The 15,147-nt window shown below is 46.1% G+C and carries 18 protein-coding genes; 7 read left to right on the forward strand and 11 right to left on the reverse strand.

Translation table 11 applies throughout. The features are described from left to right. Positions 1-315 precede the first annotated feature (315 nt). The 3 genes from OSC7112_RS00670 (at position 316) to hetR (ending at position 4,202) form a co-directional block, all read left to right on the forward strand. A complete protein-coding gene (locus tag OSC7112_RS00670; RefSeq protein WP_015174112.1) occupies positions 316-2,118 on the forward strand; it encodes an FAD-dependent oxidoreductase in 1,803 nt (600 codons plus the stop codon). 96 nt (positions 2,119-2,214) lie between these two features. Next, positions 2,215-2,442 carry a heterocyst-inhibiting protein PatX gene (gene patX / locus OSC7112_RS00675; RefSeq protein WP_015174113.1) on the forward strand — a complete coding sequence of 76 codons (228 nt, stop codon included), beginning with the start codon at positions 2,215-2,217 and terminating at the stop codon, positions 2,440-2,442. 854 nt (positions 2,443-3,296) lie between these two features. Continuing rightward, the gene (hetR, locus tag OSC7112_RS00680) at positions 3,297-4,202 is read left to right on the forward strand and encodes a heterocyst differentiation master regulator HetR (RefSeq protein ID WP_190274407.1); all 906 of its coding nucleotides are present in this window, start codon (positions 3,297-3,299) and stop codon (positions 4,200-4,202) included. 297 nt (positions 4,203-4,499) lie between these two features. Here the strand turns inward: hetR and OSC7112_RS00685 are convergent, their stop codons facing one another. Then, a complete protein-coding gene (locus tag OSC7112_RS00685) occupies positions 4,500-5,339 on the reverse strand; it encodes a DUF92 domain-containing protein (RefSeq protein WP_015174115.1) in 840 nt (279 codons plus the stop codon). 37 nt (positions 5,340-5,376) lie between these two features. Further along, on the reverse strand, positions 5,377-6,591 hold the full coding sequence (locus OSC7112_RS00690; RefSeq protein ID WP_015174116.1) for an RNA-guided endonuclease InsQ/TnpB family protein: 1,215 nt from the start codon (positions 6,589-6,591) through the stop codon (positions 5,377-5,379). A 59-nt stretch (positions 6,592-6,650) separates the two neighbouring features. On the opposite strand from OSC7112_RS00690, the gene OSC7112_RS00695 reads away from it, so the two are divergent. Next, positions 6,651-7,082: a VOC family protein gene (locus OSC7112_RS00695; protein ID WP_015174117.1), complete on the forward strand. Its 432-nt coding sequence runs from the start codon at positions 6,651-6,653 to the stop codon at positions 7,080-7,082. 127 nt (positions 7,083-7,209) lie between these two features. Here the strand turns inward: OSC7112_RS00695 and OSC7112_RS00700 are convergent, their stop codons facing one another. Continuing rightward, positions 7,210-7,821 (reverse strand): esterase/lipase family protein, encoded by a 612-nt coding sequence (locus OSC7112_RS00700; protein WP_015174118.1) that lies wholly within the window; start codon positions 7,819-7,821, stop codon positions 7,210-7,212. Beyond that, on the reverse strand, positions 7,818-8,441 hold the full coding sequence (locus OSC7112_RS00705; RefSeq protein WP_041622837.1) for an esterase/lipase family protein: 624 nt from the start codon (positions 8,439-8,441) through the stop codon (positions 7,818-7,820). The genes OSC7112_RS00700 and OSC7112_RS00705 overlap by 4 nt, the downstream gene beginning before the upstream one ends. A gap of 318 nt (positions 8,442-8,759) precedes the next feature. On the opposite strand from OSC7112_RS00705, the gene OSC7112_RS00710 reads away from it, so the two are divergent. Next, on the forward strand, positions 8,760-9,248 hold the full coding sequence (locus OSC7112_RS00710) for a hypothetical protein (RefSeq protein WP_015174120.1): 489 nt from the start codon (positions 8,760-8,762) through the stop codon (positions 9,246-9,248). A gap of 103 nt (positions 9,249-9,351) precedes the next feature. On the opposite strand, the gene OSC7112_RS00715 is transcribed toward OSC7112_RS00710, so the two are convergent. Continuing rightward, entirely contained in the window at positions 9,352-10,509 is a 1,158-nt protein-coding gene (locus OSC7112_RS00715) for a tetratricopeptide repeat protein (protein ID WP_015174121.1), read from the reverse strand. Between the two features lie 108 nt (positions 10,510-10,617). On the opposite strand from OSC7112_RS00715, the gene OSC7112_RS00720 reads away from it, so the two are divergent. Next, positions 10,618-10,941, forward strand: a complete 324-nt coding sequence (locus OSC7112_RS00720) for a DUF4258 domain-containing protein (RefSeq protein ID WP_015174122.1) — start codon at positions 10,618-10,620, stop codon at positions 10,939-10,941. Then, entirely contained in the window at positions 10,931-11,155 is a 225-nt protein-coding gene (locus tag OSC7112_RS00725; RefSeq protein ID WP_015174123.1) for a YgiT-type zinc finger protein, read from the forward strand. The genes OSC7112_RS00720 and OSC7112_RS00725 overlap by 11 nt, the downstream gene beginning before the upstream one ends. Before the next feature lie 18 nt (positions 11,156-11,173). Here the strand turns inward: OSC7112_RS00725 and OSC7112_RS00730 are convergent, their stop codons facing one another. From OSC7112_RS00730 to OSC7112_RS00755, 6 genes are all read right to left on the reverse strand, one after another. After that, on the reverse strand, positions 11,174-11,926 hold the full coding sequence (locus OSC7112_RS00730) for a PPC domain-containing protein (RefSeq protein ID WP_015174124.1): 753 nt from the start codon (positions 11,924-11,926) through the stop codon (positions 11,174-11,176). A 296-nt stretch (positions 11,927-12,222) separates the two neighbouring features. Beyond that, positions 12,223-12,789, reverse strand: a complete 567-nt coding sequence (locus OSC7112_RS00735) for a hypothetical protein (RefSeq protein ID WP_015174125.1) — start codon at positions 12,787-12,789, stop codon at positions 12,223-12,225. 304 nt (positions 12,790-13,093) lie between these two features. Next, positions 13,094-13,543, reverse strand: a complete 450-nt coding sequence (locus OSC7112_RS00740; RefSeq protein ID WP_015174126.1) for a lysozyme inhibitor LprI family protein — start codon at positions 13,541-13,543, stop codon at positions 13,094-13,096. A 295-nt stretch (positions 13,544-13,838) separates the two neighbouring features. Then, positions 13,839-13,997, reverse strand: coding sequence for a type II toxin-antitoxin system PemK/MazF family toxin (locus OSC7112_RS40595; protein WP_223300728.1), 159 nt, complete (start codon positions 13,995-13,997; stop codon positions 13,839-13,841). Then, positions 13,987-14,217, reverse strand: a complete 231-nt coding sequence (locus OSC7112_RS00750) for a hypothetical protein (RefSeq protein WP_015174127.1) — start codon at positions 14,215-14,217, stop codon at positions 13,987-13,989. Before OSC7112_RS00750 ends, OSC7112_RS40595 begins: the two co-directional genes overlap by 11 nt. A gap of 80 nt (positions 14,218-14,297) precedes the next feature. After that, positions 14,298-15,122, reverse strand: coding sequence for an RsmE family RNA methyltransferase (locus tag OSC7112_RS00755; RefSeq protein ID WP_015174128.1), 825 nt, complete (start codon positions 15,120-15,122; stop codon positions 14,298-14,300). Positions 15,123-15,147: the final 25 nt, after the last annotated feature.

A 15,147-nucleotide genomic window follows, 5' to 3' on the forward strand; every position in this document is an offset into this window, starting at 1 on the left:
TGAATAGTGGGGAATTTACGCGACGTATTATTTTACTGTCTCGGTTCCCCATTTTCTGATTCTTTTTGATTTGAGATGCGATCTGACTTTCACAATAACTAATTTTTTTTATTAACCGCAGAGGACGCAGAGGACACAGAGGAAGAGGGAAGAGGAGAAAGAGGTCATTTTAAAATCCGTAGGGTGCGCCACTTGTGTACCTTACATTCAATGGGCGATAACAAAGGCCGAACATCTATCTGTAGCGCACCCATGACCTTACTGAGCCTTTCGCAATCTAAAATCTAAAATCTAAAATCTAAAATGGTATTGCCCATGTCTTCGGTCTTAAAAGCAGATGTTTTGGTTGTCGGTGGCGGCACCGGCGGCACCGCAGCAGCCGTGCAAGCAGCCCGCCGAGGTGCCAAAACTATTTTAGTAAGCGAATTCCCCTGGCTGGGAGGAATGCTTACAGCAGCAGGCGTTTCGGCCCCTGATGGCAATGAATTAGCAGCTTTTCAAACTGGTTTGTGGGGCGCGTTTTTGCGGGAACTCCAGCAGCGACAGCCGGGAGGTTTGGATTGGGGCTGGGTAAGTTTTTTTACTTACGATCCCCGCACCGGTGCTGAAATTTTTGCTGATTGGGTTAAATGTTTGCCGAACTTACAGTGGATTTGTGGACAAAAAGCTCAAGATGTGATACTGGAAGAATCTCGCATTTCTGGCGTTCGGTTTGCAGATTTTACGGTTTCGGCCAAAATCACTTTGGATGCCACGGAATTGGGAGATCTGCTGGCTTTAGCGGAGGTTGGGCACCGCTGGGGTTGGGAATTCCAAGCCGAGTGGGGAGAACCCAGCGCGCCGGCTGCCTCTAATGCTCTCACAGAGAGCTATTCGGTGCAAGCTCCGACTTGGGTGGCAATCATGCAGGATTTTGGTAAAGGTGCAGCCCGGCCAGAAATTCCCGCGCCGCCAGTTGACAATCCCGATCGATTTATCGGTGCTTGGGACGGTTACACTCCCGAACAATTTCTCAATTACGGCCGGCTGCCAGGGGGATTGTTGATGATTAATTGGCCGATTCGAGGTAATGATTATGGTGAAGGGGTCGATCGACTCATTAAATCTGAAGCATCTCGACAAGAATTCCTGCAAGAAAGTCTGTGGCACACTCAAAGTTTCGCCCGCTTCATTCAAACGCAACTCGGCCGCCGCTACGGCCTAGCACAGAATATTTTCCCCATTTCAACGATCGACAATCAACAAAATTCTTCCCTTCTTTCTTCCTTTGCCTTACATCCTTACTACCGAGAAAGTCGCCGCTTGCGAGGGATAAGTACAGTCACAGAACAAGATATTTTGCCGATTGTCGGTGGAAGAGTCGCGAAGTTGCCGATAAATTCTGAGGGCATTTGTGAAACAATTGCGATCGGCAACTATGCCAACGACCACCACTACACCAGTGGCGACATCCCTCTGCAGCCCAAATCGATCCGCTGGGGCGGCCGCTGGACGGGAACTCCGTTTACCATTCCTTACAGCGCGCTAATTCCTGCGAGTACAGACGGTTTGCTAGTCTGCGAAAAAAATATTTCCGTCTCTCACATCGCCAACGGTGCAACTCGCTTGCAACCGACGGTAATGAATATTGGACAGGCGGCCGGGATGGCGGCGGCTTTGTGCGCGGAATCTGGATGTCAGCCGCGGGATTTGCCGGTGAGAGTTTTGCAGGAAGCTTTGCTGCAAGATTCCGAGGCGAGTGCGGCGGTTATTCCTTTATTTAATTTGACACGGGGGCGATCGGACTGGCTCGACTGGCAACGCTATTATCTCGATCGACCTGAAGCATATCCCGCCAGCGGCGAATGTCAGGAGTCTGTAGAGAAACAAAGCAGTCAAACAGCAAATACCCACAGCCAATTTTCTGGCATTTTCCGCCGCCTCGGCGAACAAGACTGGACACTAACGCTGACAAGCCCTGCATCCTTAGCCGGTCAAACTTGGCAACTCGTGACTTTGGACTCGGAAACCGACAGATTTTTACAGAATTGCGAAACCGAAAAGCCCCTGACAGTATGGGGCAGGCTGAATTCGGCAGGTGCTTGGCTGCTGGCGGGCGCAGTAGAATTGAAGAGGTAGGGTTTTTTGCACAGATCCGAAAATTGCACAGATATCTATCCTGATAGACCCGGGCAAGTCCGTATCACGTAATAGACACTGACACGGATACTACCCATGCAAATCTACACTGCAATTGCTTTACTGAGCCTGTTGGGCATTACCTTGAGTGCCAGCGCCGCTCAAGCTTTTGAATCTCCACTCCCCAAGCTCGAAACTGCCACCGCCCAATATATGTTGTCAGCCCAAACTCAACAAAAGGGCGAGCGCCGTCCTGAGAGAGGCAGCGGACGCAGGGGTTTTACGGAGCCTAATGTTTACACTCATGCGCTACAAGATTTCTAAGAGCACTGGACGCAAGTGGTTACCACAACTGAGTTGCTTCGGGCCGTTCATTTGATCACTCGATCGAATTTTCTGGGATTCTAGTTTTTCAGGTTAAGCGACAACTGCACTTTTTGTGGACAGTTCTGAGGAGATTCTTTTTTGTGTGAGTAATGTTAGCATATAAACGGGAAACCGCCATCTACCTAGAGATAGATTCTAGTATGTGGCGGTTTTGTATTGAAAACGCTTCTATTAAACAGGAACTAACCACAGCCCTCCGAATCATCTGGCTTTTTCAACCGATATCCCTCGCCCTTCACGCCTTATTTTGGCATTGCACAATTTGACGAGGATGCTTGTGGGGTGTCCCGCCTGCTGTGAAAATACAGCGGACGGGCTACGAGCTCCCATCCCAAAAAAACATCAAAATTTTCCCGCAATTATGCAACACCCTGATTGTATTTGATCGAGCCGAGTTTCGGCATCCATGACTATTCAAGAATTAGGGGCTCGGAGTCGCGTCAAATTCCTGGGACCGCAACAGTTATTTACCTTCTCCCCCCCACAGGTAGGGTTGAATTTTCAAGGGCTGCACTATAATTAACTTGCGATAACTAACTTATATATAGGTAAACTGTCAGCGCAGAGGGTGCAGCAATCTACTTAAATTGGCCACCAATAAGAACCACTTATGCGGTGTGGATAGCCTTTAAGCCCATGCCCCTGTTACCTCAGGGAAATTAACTAACCTGAATATTAGGGTAGCTGGCAAGCTTTCCGGCGACAGTCGGCTATGCTTGATTCGGCGCTCTCGCAATAATTTAATGGAGGACGATAAAATGCCTCCTAATTTGGCTATTTCGGGGATAGTGATGAAAAATGACTCTTTGGATCTGGTCAAAAGCCTCAGCCCTAGCGCAATGGATCAGATCATGCTATATCTGGCGTTTAGCGCCATGAGAACCAGTGGGCACAGGCACGGGGCGTTTCTAGACGCGGCCGCAACGGCGGCTAAGTGTGCTATTTACATGACCTATATTGAGGAAAAAAACAACCTGCGGATGACCGGACACTTGCATCACATTGAGCCTAAACGGGTGAAGGTGATTGTTGAGGAAGTCCAGGAAGCTCTGACTCAGGGAAAATTGCTGAAAATGTTGGGTTCCCAAGAACCTAGATATTTGATTCAGTTTCCTTATGTCTGGCTGGAACAGTATCCTTGGTTGCCGGGACGCCCTCGGATTCCGGGGAACAACTTGACTGCAGATGAAAAAAAATATCTCGAAGGCAAGATTCCTCCGAATCCCCCTGACGCTCAACTGATCAATTCTTTTCAGTTTATGGAGTTGATCGAGTTTCTGCACAGGCGATCGCAAGAAGATATGTCTCCAGAAAGGCGAATGCCTTTGAGCGAAGCTCTAGCAGAACACATCAAGCGCCGCTTGATCTATTCGGGAACAGTCACTCGCATTGATGCTCCTTGGGGAATGCCGTTTTATGCCCTCACCCGCGCTACTTACTCTCCCGCAGAGCAGGAAGAGCGGACATTTACTATGGTTGAGGATACGGCTAGATATTTCCGGCTGATGAAGGATTGGGCGGAAAAACAACCGAAGGTGATGCGAATTATGGAGACTTTGGATATTCCGCCGGAACGGCTCGACCAAGCCCTTGAAGAATTAGATGAAATTATTCGCAATTGGGCCGATCGCTATCACAAGCGGGGCGAACCGACGATGATTTTACAAATGGTTTTTGGACCGCAAGACGACGCTTAGTTTGATTAACTATTAATCATTAGTCATGAGTTGATTGCTTGAGACTCATGACTAATGATTAATAGCTAATAGTCCTGGACGGCCCAATCGGCTTTTTTTCCAAAAACACTGTGTTAGATCGTGTCCGATCGAGTGATCGCGATTAAAAGGGCGGGTTTTTGAGATGGTCAATTATTGGCAGATATTTTTCGTGAAGCTGCCCCTACCGTATTAGGGGTAATCGACCGGACATAATATTAATCGTTTGAATTATCGTAAAAAACCAGGTTGATTGGGTCGCGAATGCGTCCGGATTAACTAAGCTAAAAAAGCTCTCCAGGTTGCCGCTAAAATAATCGCTGCGATCGCTCCTATGAGTGTATTAAAAAAATTTACCACCTCGTTCGTGAGCCACTCAAACTTTGATTGCACCGTCGCCCCAATCACGCTCTCGATGTTCGTGGCAATAAAAGCTGCAATAACACAAAAAAGAATTCCTGTCAAATCAATTAAACCGACGGCCCAACTCAACAGCGCAATCAAAATTGAGCCGACAATACCCGCGATCGTTCCTTCCAAACTTACGGCCCCTTCGGTACCCCTAGGTACAGGCTGCAAGCTGGTAATCAAAAAAGTCCGCTTGCCGTAAGCTTTGCCGATTTCGCTAGCGCAGGTATCGGAAAGTTTGGTGCAAAAACTCGCCGCGTAACCCAGCAATAACAGGGAAATAGCATCTTGTGGCACAGGCAAGATGCCTGTCTCTCCTAAAACAGGCATCTTGCCTGTATTGCCTAAAATAGATAATGCCAAAACTCCCAAAGCGCTCATAGTAGCGGTTAAAGCCGAACCCCAGACATTTTCTGGGCCTCTGGCGCCTGAACGCTTTTCGGCTATGCCTTCAGCTTCTTTTTGGGCTTTGCCGATGCGGGTAACTCCCGATCCGACAAGAAAGTAAAACATCACCACAGCATAGCCTTGCCATCCCAAACAGCCCCAGATGAGGATGCCCAATACCCAGCCGTGAAAGTGGCCGGCGGGAGTGAGCAATTTTTTAGGAGCAATGGTGGCGATCGCGAGTAAAACTGTATTTAGGGCGATCGCCACCAACCAAGGATTAGACCAAGATAAATAATTAAAGAACAATTCTGAATTCTGCATTTAGTACCTCCTTGACATCCACCCCGCCCTATAAGGGCTAGAATTCCCAAACCTCACGATTTAGGTTTCTGCTTCTGTCCCCGAGACGGGTTTTTCGCAACTGCCTTTTAGAGGAGTCTCTATCGGGTCTTACGTTCGCTCCACAGACTGCAACGGCAAGCCCTGCCGCCAAAATATTCTTAGCCGCGTTCAAATCTCGGTCATGGTTCATCCCACAATTAGGACACTCCCACTCCCTGACACTCAACGGCATTTTCTCAACAATATGCCCGCAGTTTTCGCATCTTTTAGAGCTGGGAAACCAGCGGTCAATTTTTACCAGTTTCCGACCGTACCACTGGCATTTATAGGTAAGTTGTCGGGTCAGTTCACCCCAACTAGCGTCAGAAATAGCTTGTGCCAGTTTGCGGTTCAAGACCATATTTTTGACAGCCAAATCCTCAACTATTATCGTTTGGTTTTCGCGCACCAGTTGAGTTGTCAGCTTGTGCAAAAAATCTTTGCGAGCATCGGCTATCTGCCCGTGTATTTTGGCTGCTTTAAGTCGCGCCTTGTGCCTGTTGTTGCTTCCTTTCTGTTTCCGAGACAAGGCTTTTTGCGCCCGCCTCAGCTTCTTGTGCAGCCGCTTAAAGTGTTTGGGGTTAGCAATCTTATTGCCGTCACTGGTAGCAATCAGACTGGTGATCCCAACGTCCAAACCAACTGCTTTATCGGTTTTGATCTGCGGTTTGACGGTAGGGTCATCTACCAGCAAGGAGACAAACCATCGTCCTTGTGCATCCAGTTTGACCGTAATAGTGGATGGATTGCATCCAGGAGGGATTTGCCTGCTCCACCTAATCGGCAAAGGTTCGCAGCATTTAGCCAGAAATACTTGAGAGTCTTTCCACCGGAAAGCAGACTTAGTAAATTCAGCGCTACCGCCGTGATGCTTTTTCTGAAAGTTGGGATATTTAGCACGACCGGCCCAGAAGTTAGTAAACGCCTTTTGCAAATGTCTGAGTCCCTGTTGCAGAGGGACACAGCTCACCTCCGAAAGAAAATCAAGCTCTGGCTCTTTTTTCCAACTTGTCAGCATGGAGGAGGTTTGAAGGTAATCAACTCGTTCTTGACGAGAGTACCAAGCCTCTGTACGGGCAGCCAGCGCTTTGTTGTATACCAGTCGAACGCAGCCCAAAGTCCGTCGCAAAAGTGATTCTTGCTCGGTGGTGGGATAGAAGCGGTAGCGATAGGCTTTTTCCATGCCGGACATTTTACCACGTTCCCTGTAAAGCCGTCCTGTAAGGACGGGGTTTCAAACCCATTTTTCTGATGAGCCAAGTCTTATTTCATCTTGCCTTCCCCGTGACCGATATTGCCCAAACAAAAGCGTTCTACGTAGACGGGCTGGGCTGCGAACTAGGTCGCGAATCGGCTAATTCTGCGATTATGGGTTTGTGCGGCCATCAAATTGTCGCCCACGTCAGCCACGAACCTTTGACGCCTCAGCGAGGCATCTATCCCCGGCATTTTGGGTTGATTTTTACTTCCGAAGCTGACTGGGAAGCGTTGCTAGAAAAAGCCCAGCAAAACAACTTAAATTTCTATCAAGAACCGAGACGGCGATTTGTCGGTTTGCCTACAGAACACCGCACTTTCTTCTTAGAAGACCCTTTCCATAATATACTGGAGTTCAAGTATTATTGTGAGGCTGAAGCAATTTTTGGCCGCAGCGAATACGCTGAAGTTGGCGACGCTGTTTGATATCTAGTCCGGTAGCGATTTGCCGTGTTCGTGGGGGCGGGTTTACGAGATTGTTGGTTTTAGGCAATGATTGTCGGTGAAACCCGCCCCTACAAAATTTGACATTATACAAGAATTAATCAAACGGTTAATCATGAACTTTCAATGGTTCTGAAAGTGCTTCAGCGACCGCTTTTAAACTGCTGGAATGCCTCGCCATCATGGCGTGGGCGAATACGGACAATTTTACTTCTTTGGCAGCCGATATTTGGGAACTAGAAGCCGGTACGATGATGAAATCCCAATCTGTCCAAATAGAAGTAAAATTGAGCTTTTCCAACAAGGCTGCATCTCGATTTAAATCTTCGAGAAAAGCACTGCCAGGACGCATTTGGACGCAGCCTTTTCCCCAGAGAGTGTAAGCCATCCAAGTACCGCTGTGAGGAGAAGATATCGCAATAAAGCGCTGCACTCGGTTAATGCCGCCTAACCTTTGCAGGTAGTAGCGAGTTACTAAACCGCCCATGCTCAATCCTACTATATCTAGATGCTGTTCGGGCGCAAAGGTTTTGTCTATATAATCTGCTATTTGTTGGGCTAATTCGTCTATGCTGGCGTTGCCCCAATGGGGCGAGAGATTGATGGTGTAGACTGACCATCCCAGTTTGGTGAGGTAGGCAGACATTTTGTGAAAAATTCCCGATTTTATGAAGATACCGTGAATTAGCAAGACGGGATTGCGGCTGAAATTGCTATTCATTTTGAAGTGGGAATTTTATTTTCTATAGGTGCTTTGAGTTCTTCAACTACTGCGTTAATACTTTGGGGTTCTGTCACAATTTGGCGGTGCAGCAAAACGTTGACTTTAACTTCTTTACCTACTGGCATTTGGGAGCTGTTCGCCGGTACAATCATTATGTCAAATGGCGTCCACATTGATGTAAAGTTTATGCGTTTGAGCATTGTCACATCTTGATTCAAATCGCGCAGCAAGCGACTGTCGGGGCGCATATCCAGGTATCCTGGTAGGCGTAGGGAATAGGCGGTGAGGGTGCCGTGGTGGGGGGAAGATAGGGTGATGAAGCGCTGTACGCGGTTGATTCCTCCGAGTCGCTGGACGTAGTAGCGGCTGACGATGCCGCCCATACTGTAGCCTACTATGTCTAAAGGCTGTTCTGGATCGAAGGTTTCAGAGATGTAGTCTGCGAGTTGCTTGGCCAGTAAGTCGAGCCCGAGGCTGCCGTCGTTGGGGGTGAGGTTGAGGCTGTGGACTGACCATCCGAGTTGGGTGAGGCGGGCGGACATTTTGCTGAAAATAATCTTTGTGTCCCAGATGCCGTGTATGAGGATGACGGGATTGCGATCGAGCGAACTGTTCATTTGAAAAGAAAATTGCTTGCTGATTAAAGCATAAATCACTCCCCTAGGGAGTGTGACCCGTACTAGGACAGCTAGCGAATCGGATCGAGGTACGATCGGCAATTAGTGGGAATCCCTAACAAATTCTGAGATACTTTGTAAATAAGTGCAAAGCTGTGATGGTATTTATACCTAAAATTTGCTTGAATGAGCGAGCTTAAATACAGCAAAATGTAAATTTTGATTAAGAAATGTAGACAAAAGTTGCCTAACCTCGTAGTCTAATTTTGTTGACAAGCTTGTACAAATTTCTCTAAAAGAACAAAAGGAGTAAGTCTAATGTTTGGTTTTATCAAAAATTTCTTCGGCGGTATTTTCGGCTTTTTTGCCAGACTGTTGGGCTTGAAAAAGTCTGAATATTTCCTAGATTTGGGCGAGTCGGGAGCGAAGGAACCAGCAAAAGTTGCGCCTGCGAAGGCTGAGCCTGTTGCGGTCGCACCGGCAAAAGTTGAGCCTGTTAAGTCTGAGAAGTCTGAGAAGTCTGAGAAGTCTGAGAAGTCTGAGAAGTCTGAACCGGCTAAGAAGGCTAAGGTAGAGAAAAAGTCTAAGAAAGACAAGGAACCAGTCGCTAGCGTTCCTGCTAATACTCCGGAACCCGTGAAGGTACCTGTCGCAGCAGCAACTAACGGGAAAGTGCCGAGTCAAGCTGAACCGATTCGGACTTTTGCTCCTAATAATTTAATGCCAACACCAACTGGAAGTCGTCGGAGTCCTGGCCCCAGCATGAACAATTTCCGGGAAATGGCCCGTCAGGTGAAAACGAAGTAGGAAATTGGGAATTGATAATAGGGAATTGGGCATTGGATAATTCCCAATGCTGGCGTTAAAAAATAAAAATGAGTAATCCCATTTTTAATTTTAACCCTTTGTTCTATTCCCTATTTTTTTCATTTCTGAGGAAGGCTAATCCGCTGTATAGCTGAAAAGCTGAGTCCCAAGGAGTTTCGGATTTGCGATCGACTTCTATATGAGATTCGATCTTGCTCAACATATTAGTGTAATCGAGCACTGTCTCGGCAAAGGGCGTAAATTCTGACCAAACTGTAACGTCAACCTGGCGATCGAATATTTCCAGTAAGTTATTCCAGTTAATTCTGGTTGTACTTTGAGGCATTTGTTGAGAGTTTTTGACTCTGGATTTTTTGTTTTTCTGGTTCGGTGAAGTGGGGAGATCTGCAGAAGCTTTGGTGAAGTCAACTCCTTGTTGAAATTCGTAACTTTGGTCGCAAATTCGCAGAATGCAGTTTCTGCTGGGAATGTGCAAGTCACAGATTTGAGCGTAATCTTGCCTGATCTCTCTGTGGCGAAATTGCTCCTTTCTTCGGTTGGGCGAGTAGTCCATGACTTCGATGAACATCGGCAACAAGCCTTCTACTCTTTGGCTAACTTCTGACCAGCTAAATTCGATCGCACCGAGTCGATCGAGTCGATCTTTGCAAACAACGGCTGGGGAAGAGAGAGACTGGAAGTGTTGCACTCGGAAGATTTGGATTTTTTGAATATCGCTTAGGGTTGCCCAAAATACGGGAATGCCGGCGTTGAGGAGTTCTTGACCGTAAATTCGGAGTTCGGCAATGGGGCCTGTTTTGTAGAGTCTCCAGCCGCGGCTTTGGATTTGCATCCGGGTTGTGTAGGCGTCGATTTTAAAGATTCTGCTGATATTTTGTACGGCTGCGGCTTTGTTTTCGGGACTCACGGGTTCGAGGATGAGGAGTCCGGGTTCGAGGTTGCTGGGGTCGTTTTTGGCGGTTTCTATGGCTTGTTGGCGGAGGTTTTGTTGTGCGGTTTCAACCCGTTGAATAGCTTGGCGGGTCTGGGAGACGATTTTGGGGTTGGTGATGTCGCGGAGTATTTGTTTGTAGGTTGTTTGGGCTTTTTCGAGGTTTTTGGTGAGTTCGTAGTAGCGGGCGATATAGTATTGTACCCACGGATTTTCGGGGGATTCTTTTTGTAGTTGTTTGATGAGTTGGGCAGCTTGTTTGTATTCTTTATCCTCTAGGGCGGCGGCTATTTGGTTGATGTCTGTCATGGCGATTGCGGGAATGGCGTTGTTTCTATCTTGGCTGATGTTTGGGTGGTTTCGCCACTGGTTAACAAATTTCGCTGTTGTGTTAACTTATAGATATGATATGAAACTATGACAATCATTGAAAAAATACGTGTCAAAATTGTCAAAAATGATTTTGAGCTTTCACAACACGCAGTAAACCAAAGCATAGTTCGCCGTATCAGGGTACAAGAACTCCGGGAAGCAATAATGGCTGGTGAAGTTATCGAAGAGTATCCGAATGACAAATATGGTCCAAGCTGTTTGATTTTCGGCTTCACTATTGCCAATAGACCTTTGCACGTTCAGTGCACTTATCCATCTCGTCCTTTGGTAAAAATCATTACTTTATACGAACCAGATCCGAAAATTTGGATTGATTTTAAGTTAAGGATAAATCAAAATGAACAATGATATTTGGCAAGAAACAATGGTGGAACAAAAAGTAAGTTATACCCTTGAAATCAAGGGTAAGTTTATTATTATTGAAAATGTTCCTGCTAGAGTGTGTTTGGAAACGGGAGAGCGATTTTTTTCGCCTGAAACTGTGGAACAGTTGCAAAAGATGATTTGGGAAGATAGAAAGCCGACTAGGGTGATTGAAACACCTGTTTTTGAATTTGCTTAGGAGTTGGTTAAAGTTCAGTTAAAGTTGATTGGAATTAACGCTTAATGTGTAAGTACCTTTGCTTGTGCGATCGCCTCCTTTAACAACTATTTTATAAGTGCCGTTATTGGGCAATTTTACGGTGAGTTGAGACTCTCGGCGATTCTGGGAGTTGCCTGTTGTTTGGGCAATATTTTTGCCGCTGGTGTCGAACAGTGTTATGTTGTGGTCGAATGCTCTGCTTTTGAGGTCGATCGTAATAGATTGACCTGCCCGTCCTTGAAATGTGTGTTCGCTGGGATCGCCGTCTTTGAGGGTTCCCCGCTGCTGTAGGATGGAAAGGGAGGTGAGTTTTGGTCGATCGACATTGCTCAATTCTAAGCCGTAATTTGTCACGGGTGCCTCGGGACCGTTTCCTTCTCTGACTGCGATGATAAAGGCTGTTTTGTTGTTGGGGTCTCGGACTATTTTGTCAATAAAATTCGCTTCTACTTTTTGTTCATTTATAGGTTTGGGTTGGTTAAAATTTGGTTGCGACCTACAGAGAAGTACGCCTCCATCTTGATAGCGGGCGGCGTAGAACCAGTAGTTTTGACCGTTAGTTGTAAATTCATTTCGGCTAAAAATAGTGAATCTTTCAAGTTGCGGTAGTTGCTGGTTGCGGTGGCAATTTTTATCGATGTATATTTCGTTGGCTGATGGCTGTCGCTGGGCGAAAACTGCTGGTACGGTGGTAGTTACAATTGCTGAGATGAGGGTGAGGGTGAACGTGAAGGGCGATCGAAATTTCATGATTTTTATCCTCATTTTTGTGTTGATGGGTTCAGAAGTATCAATCTATTGCTTGTTTGGCAAACAAGCAGTACAAGCCGTCGCCTGAAATTGTGGGAGAATTATAGATGTGTCACGCCCATAAAATGAGTTAGCGAGCTCTTTCAGCGGGATTGGCATCACTTATTGTGCAAATACAATGATGTTGCACCTAAAATTGTCACAGTCACGACGGCACTCAAAAACTCTCTTCCTTTGTGGATCGTCTTTTTTATCTCCTTTATAAGTGATATCTCAAACACAAATTACTTGCCATATTACGAACAGCCTTCTGTGTACTCAACTTCAGGAAGTTTTCCAGACCTGAAACCTGTTACCCGATTGCTGCTAGTCTCAAAAATCATACGGTAGTTTTTGTCCGCCGCATCTTTCGGCACAAAAATTAAATATTTCCCGTTGTAAGGTGGCCTACCTATATAAGGATGTGGTGTTGCTTTAATCTGACCTGGATAAAGTGATAAAATTCTGTTTTCAGTATCCCCAATTTTAGCGCCTTTGATTGTAGTAAACCGCTGGTTGCTAATATCAATTCTAGCAATGCGACCCTTTGCTACCATAAAATTAATTCCTTTTGGTTCTGTTTGTGGCTTAAAATACGAACAAGAATAGTCGTCTGGGCCACTACTCCCACTTTTAATTAATTTAATCCCAGCAGAGCGTGAGGCTGCATCAACTGTCATTCCTACTCGGATCGGCCCAATTCCATTAAGCGCTAGTTTCGATCGCTCTGTCAGTTTGGCTTGAGCGTTGACTGATGTTGCCCACATAGAAACAATGACTATTGTGCTGATGAATAACGTCAAAAATATCGATCGCCCTTTCATGAATTTTCCTCTCTGTTTCCAAAAACGTCTTCTTATTGCAAACCCTCAGCCTTGCTCAACAGCAACTGTAGCGATACCCAAAAGCCTATATCTATATATCTATCTCTCTCGGCATCATTCCGCTATTTCTATGCGAAATAGCGATTTTTGTCACAAAATTTTACATAAAACAGATAAAAATCGGCGATTGAAACCGATCCTGTACAAACTTTCGTCCCTCTCGTTGAGACTAAAGAATAAACAGAATATTAAAGCCGGAGTTGCTACGATCCAATCGATCGAAACAGGTCGCTCTCCATCGGCGCTAAAGGAAATTAAACCCGTTTAAATACTTTTCTAGTTCCGCAGTGCGCTGTTTAGTCATGCGATCCAAACATTCATTGAGGAAACCTCCATAACCGCTACCGCCACGACTTTTATAAACTTCAAATTCACAGGTTTTATCTCTTAACTTAATCCATCCTAATTGTGCTTCGGAAAGTAGCGATCGCTCTTCGCCGCTCAATTGGGAAATCAGTTGTTTGTAAACCTCGTTCAGTCGTCGATCCGAGGCCTCATACTTCAACCGAATACAAGTTCTGACTTGGGCATCTCCTTGAGGGCGATCGCAATTAATCTGTTGAGCAATGGGAAAGCTCGGAGATTGTGCGGAAACTGATGTTGTACCGAAAATTGCCAAAAGCGCGTGAAGCGAAGCTATCCCGTAGGGAATCGGCAAAAAGAGCGATCGACCTTTTCTCAACTTTATTTTCATGACTCGTCAACTCATTTATCTGATAATTCCTCTTAACACGAGACAGAGTTGATTTGATTAATTTAAGTATTTTTTTATATTTACTGAATTAAAACGACTTTTTTTATCAGATTCCCAAACAGTGCTTGAGTGCTGCATCTACTGCCACCATATCTGACCAAGTATCAATTTTGCGATCGACTTCAACTTCTAGAAGCGTCACAACATTGTCTGTCATAATTACCGAGTCAGCTAGCAATCCCGTTTGCTGCCCGAACGGTGTTGCTAGGGAAACAAAAACCAGGCTTTGGTGTCCTCAACGGGCTAAGTTGCTAGTAATCATTGCCGTAATTGTTTGCCCTAAACCAGTCCCAAGATTATTAGCTTGAACTATCAAAGCTGGACGGCGTTTCGCAGTACGCAAATCCGAGCTGGGGAACAAAACCAAAACCGCATCACCGCGACTATAAGGCATCGTAAGCATCCATTTCCGGTAGTTCCCAATCAGGAGCAAATCTACTCAACCGAACCCGTAAATCTGCTGCTTGTTCCTGGTTGATACCGCGAGATTGCAAGTTTACTAACCCTACTTTTGGCATAAAAGTAACAATAACTTGCGCTTCTTCTATGTCGGCGGGTATTTCCAATAACTCAATTTTGCCATTTCGGTATATCCCCTCTACTGACTGTAACATATTACTCTTCTGATAATTATCTATTTACATTTTAGCTGCGATCGCCAAACCCCTCAAGTCTCCGATCGGCTTGGTGGATATTAGCACTTCTCAAATGCCGCGCCAACTAAAGACAAAGCCACAATCGGTGCTGTCACCGCTCTTAAAATTCTACTACCCAAAGAAACAGCTTCAAAACCAAATTCGATCGCTCTTTTCACCTCACCCTCAGTCCATCCACCCTCCGGCCCAACAGCAATCACAATCGCTAATTCCTGCCGTTCTTGCTCCCCCCTTATTAAGGCGGGCTGGGGGGGATCGAAACCAGTTGCTGCATCTTCCTCCTCCCTTAACAAGGGGGGCTGGGGGGGTTCTAAATTACCCAACAAACAATCCCACAAATGCCGATTTTCCCCGCGAGCAACACAAATATATCGATATTTTTGAGTGCAATCTTTCACTGCAACATCAAAGGAAACAGGCTCTAAAATCGTCGGCACAATTTGACGTTCCGACTGTTCCGCCGCCTCCGCAGCAATTCTTCTCCACCGCTCAACTTTTTGATCGCTTGGTTTGAGCAAAGTTCGATCGCTCGTTACCGGCACAATACTTGCCACACCTAACTCCGCCGCCTGTCTCACAACCTCGTCAAAGCCGTTTCCCTTGGGCAATGCCGCCATCAAAGTCACCTCTACGGGTAGCTCTCTGTTCACAGCAATCTCCTCTGCTATGGAGGCAAATAACCCGGTTTCCCGTACTTCTAGGACGGCAGACCACCAATGTCCCCGTCCGTCCATTGCAATAAATCGATCGCCCGCTTGCAAACGCAGCACTCGATTTAAATAATGCTGCTGTTCTCTAGTTAGGTCGATTTGGCGATCGCCAATTTGAGCGGCAGTAATTGCTAATCTTTGTAATTGAGGCATTGAATTTGGGATTGTTCGTTTTCTA

It is taken from the genome of Oscillatoria nigro-viridis PCC 7112 (assembly GCF_000317475.1).
Lineage (GTDB): Bacteria > Cyanobacteriota > Cyanobacteriia > Cyanobacteriales > Microcoleaceae > Microcoleus > Microcoleus nigroviridis.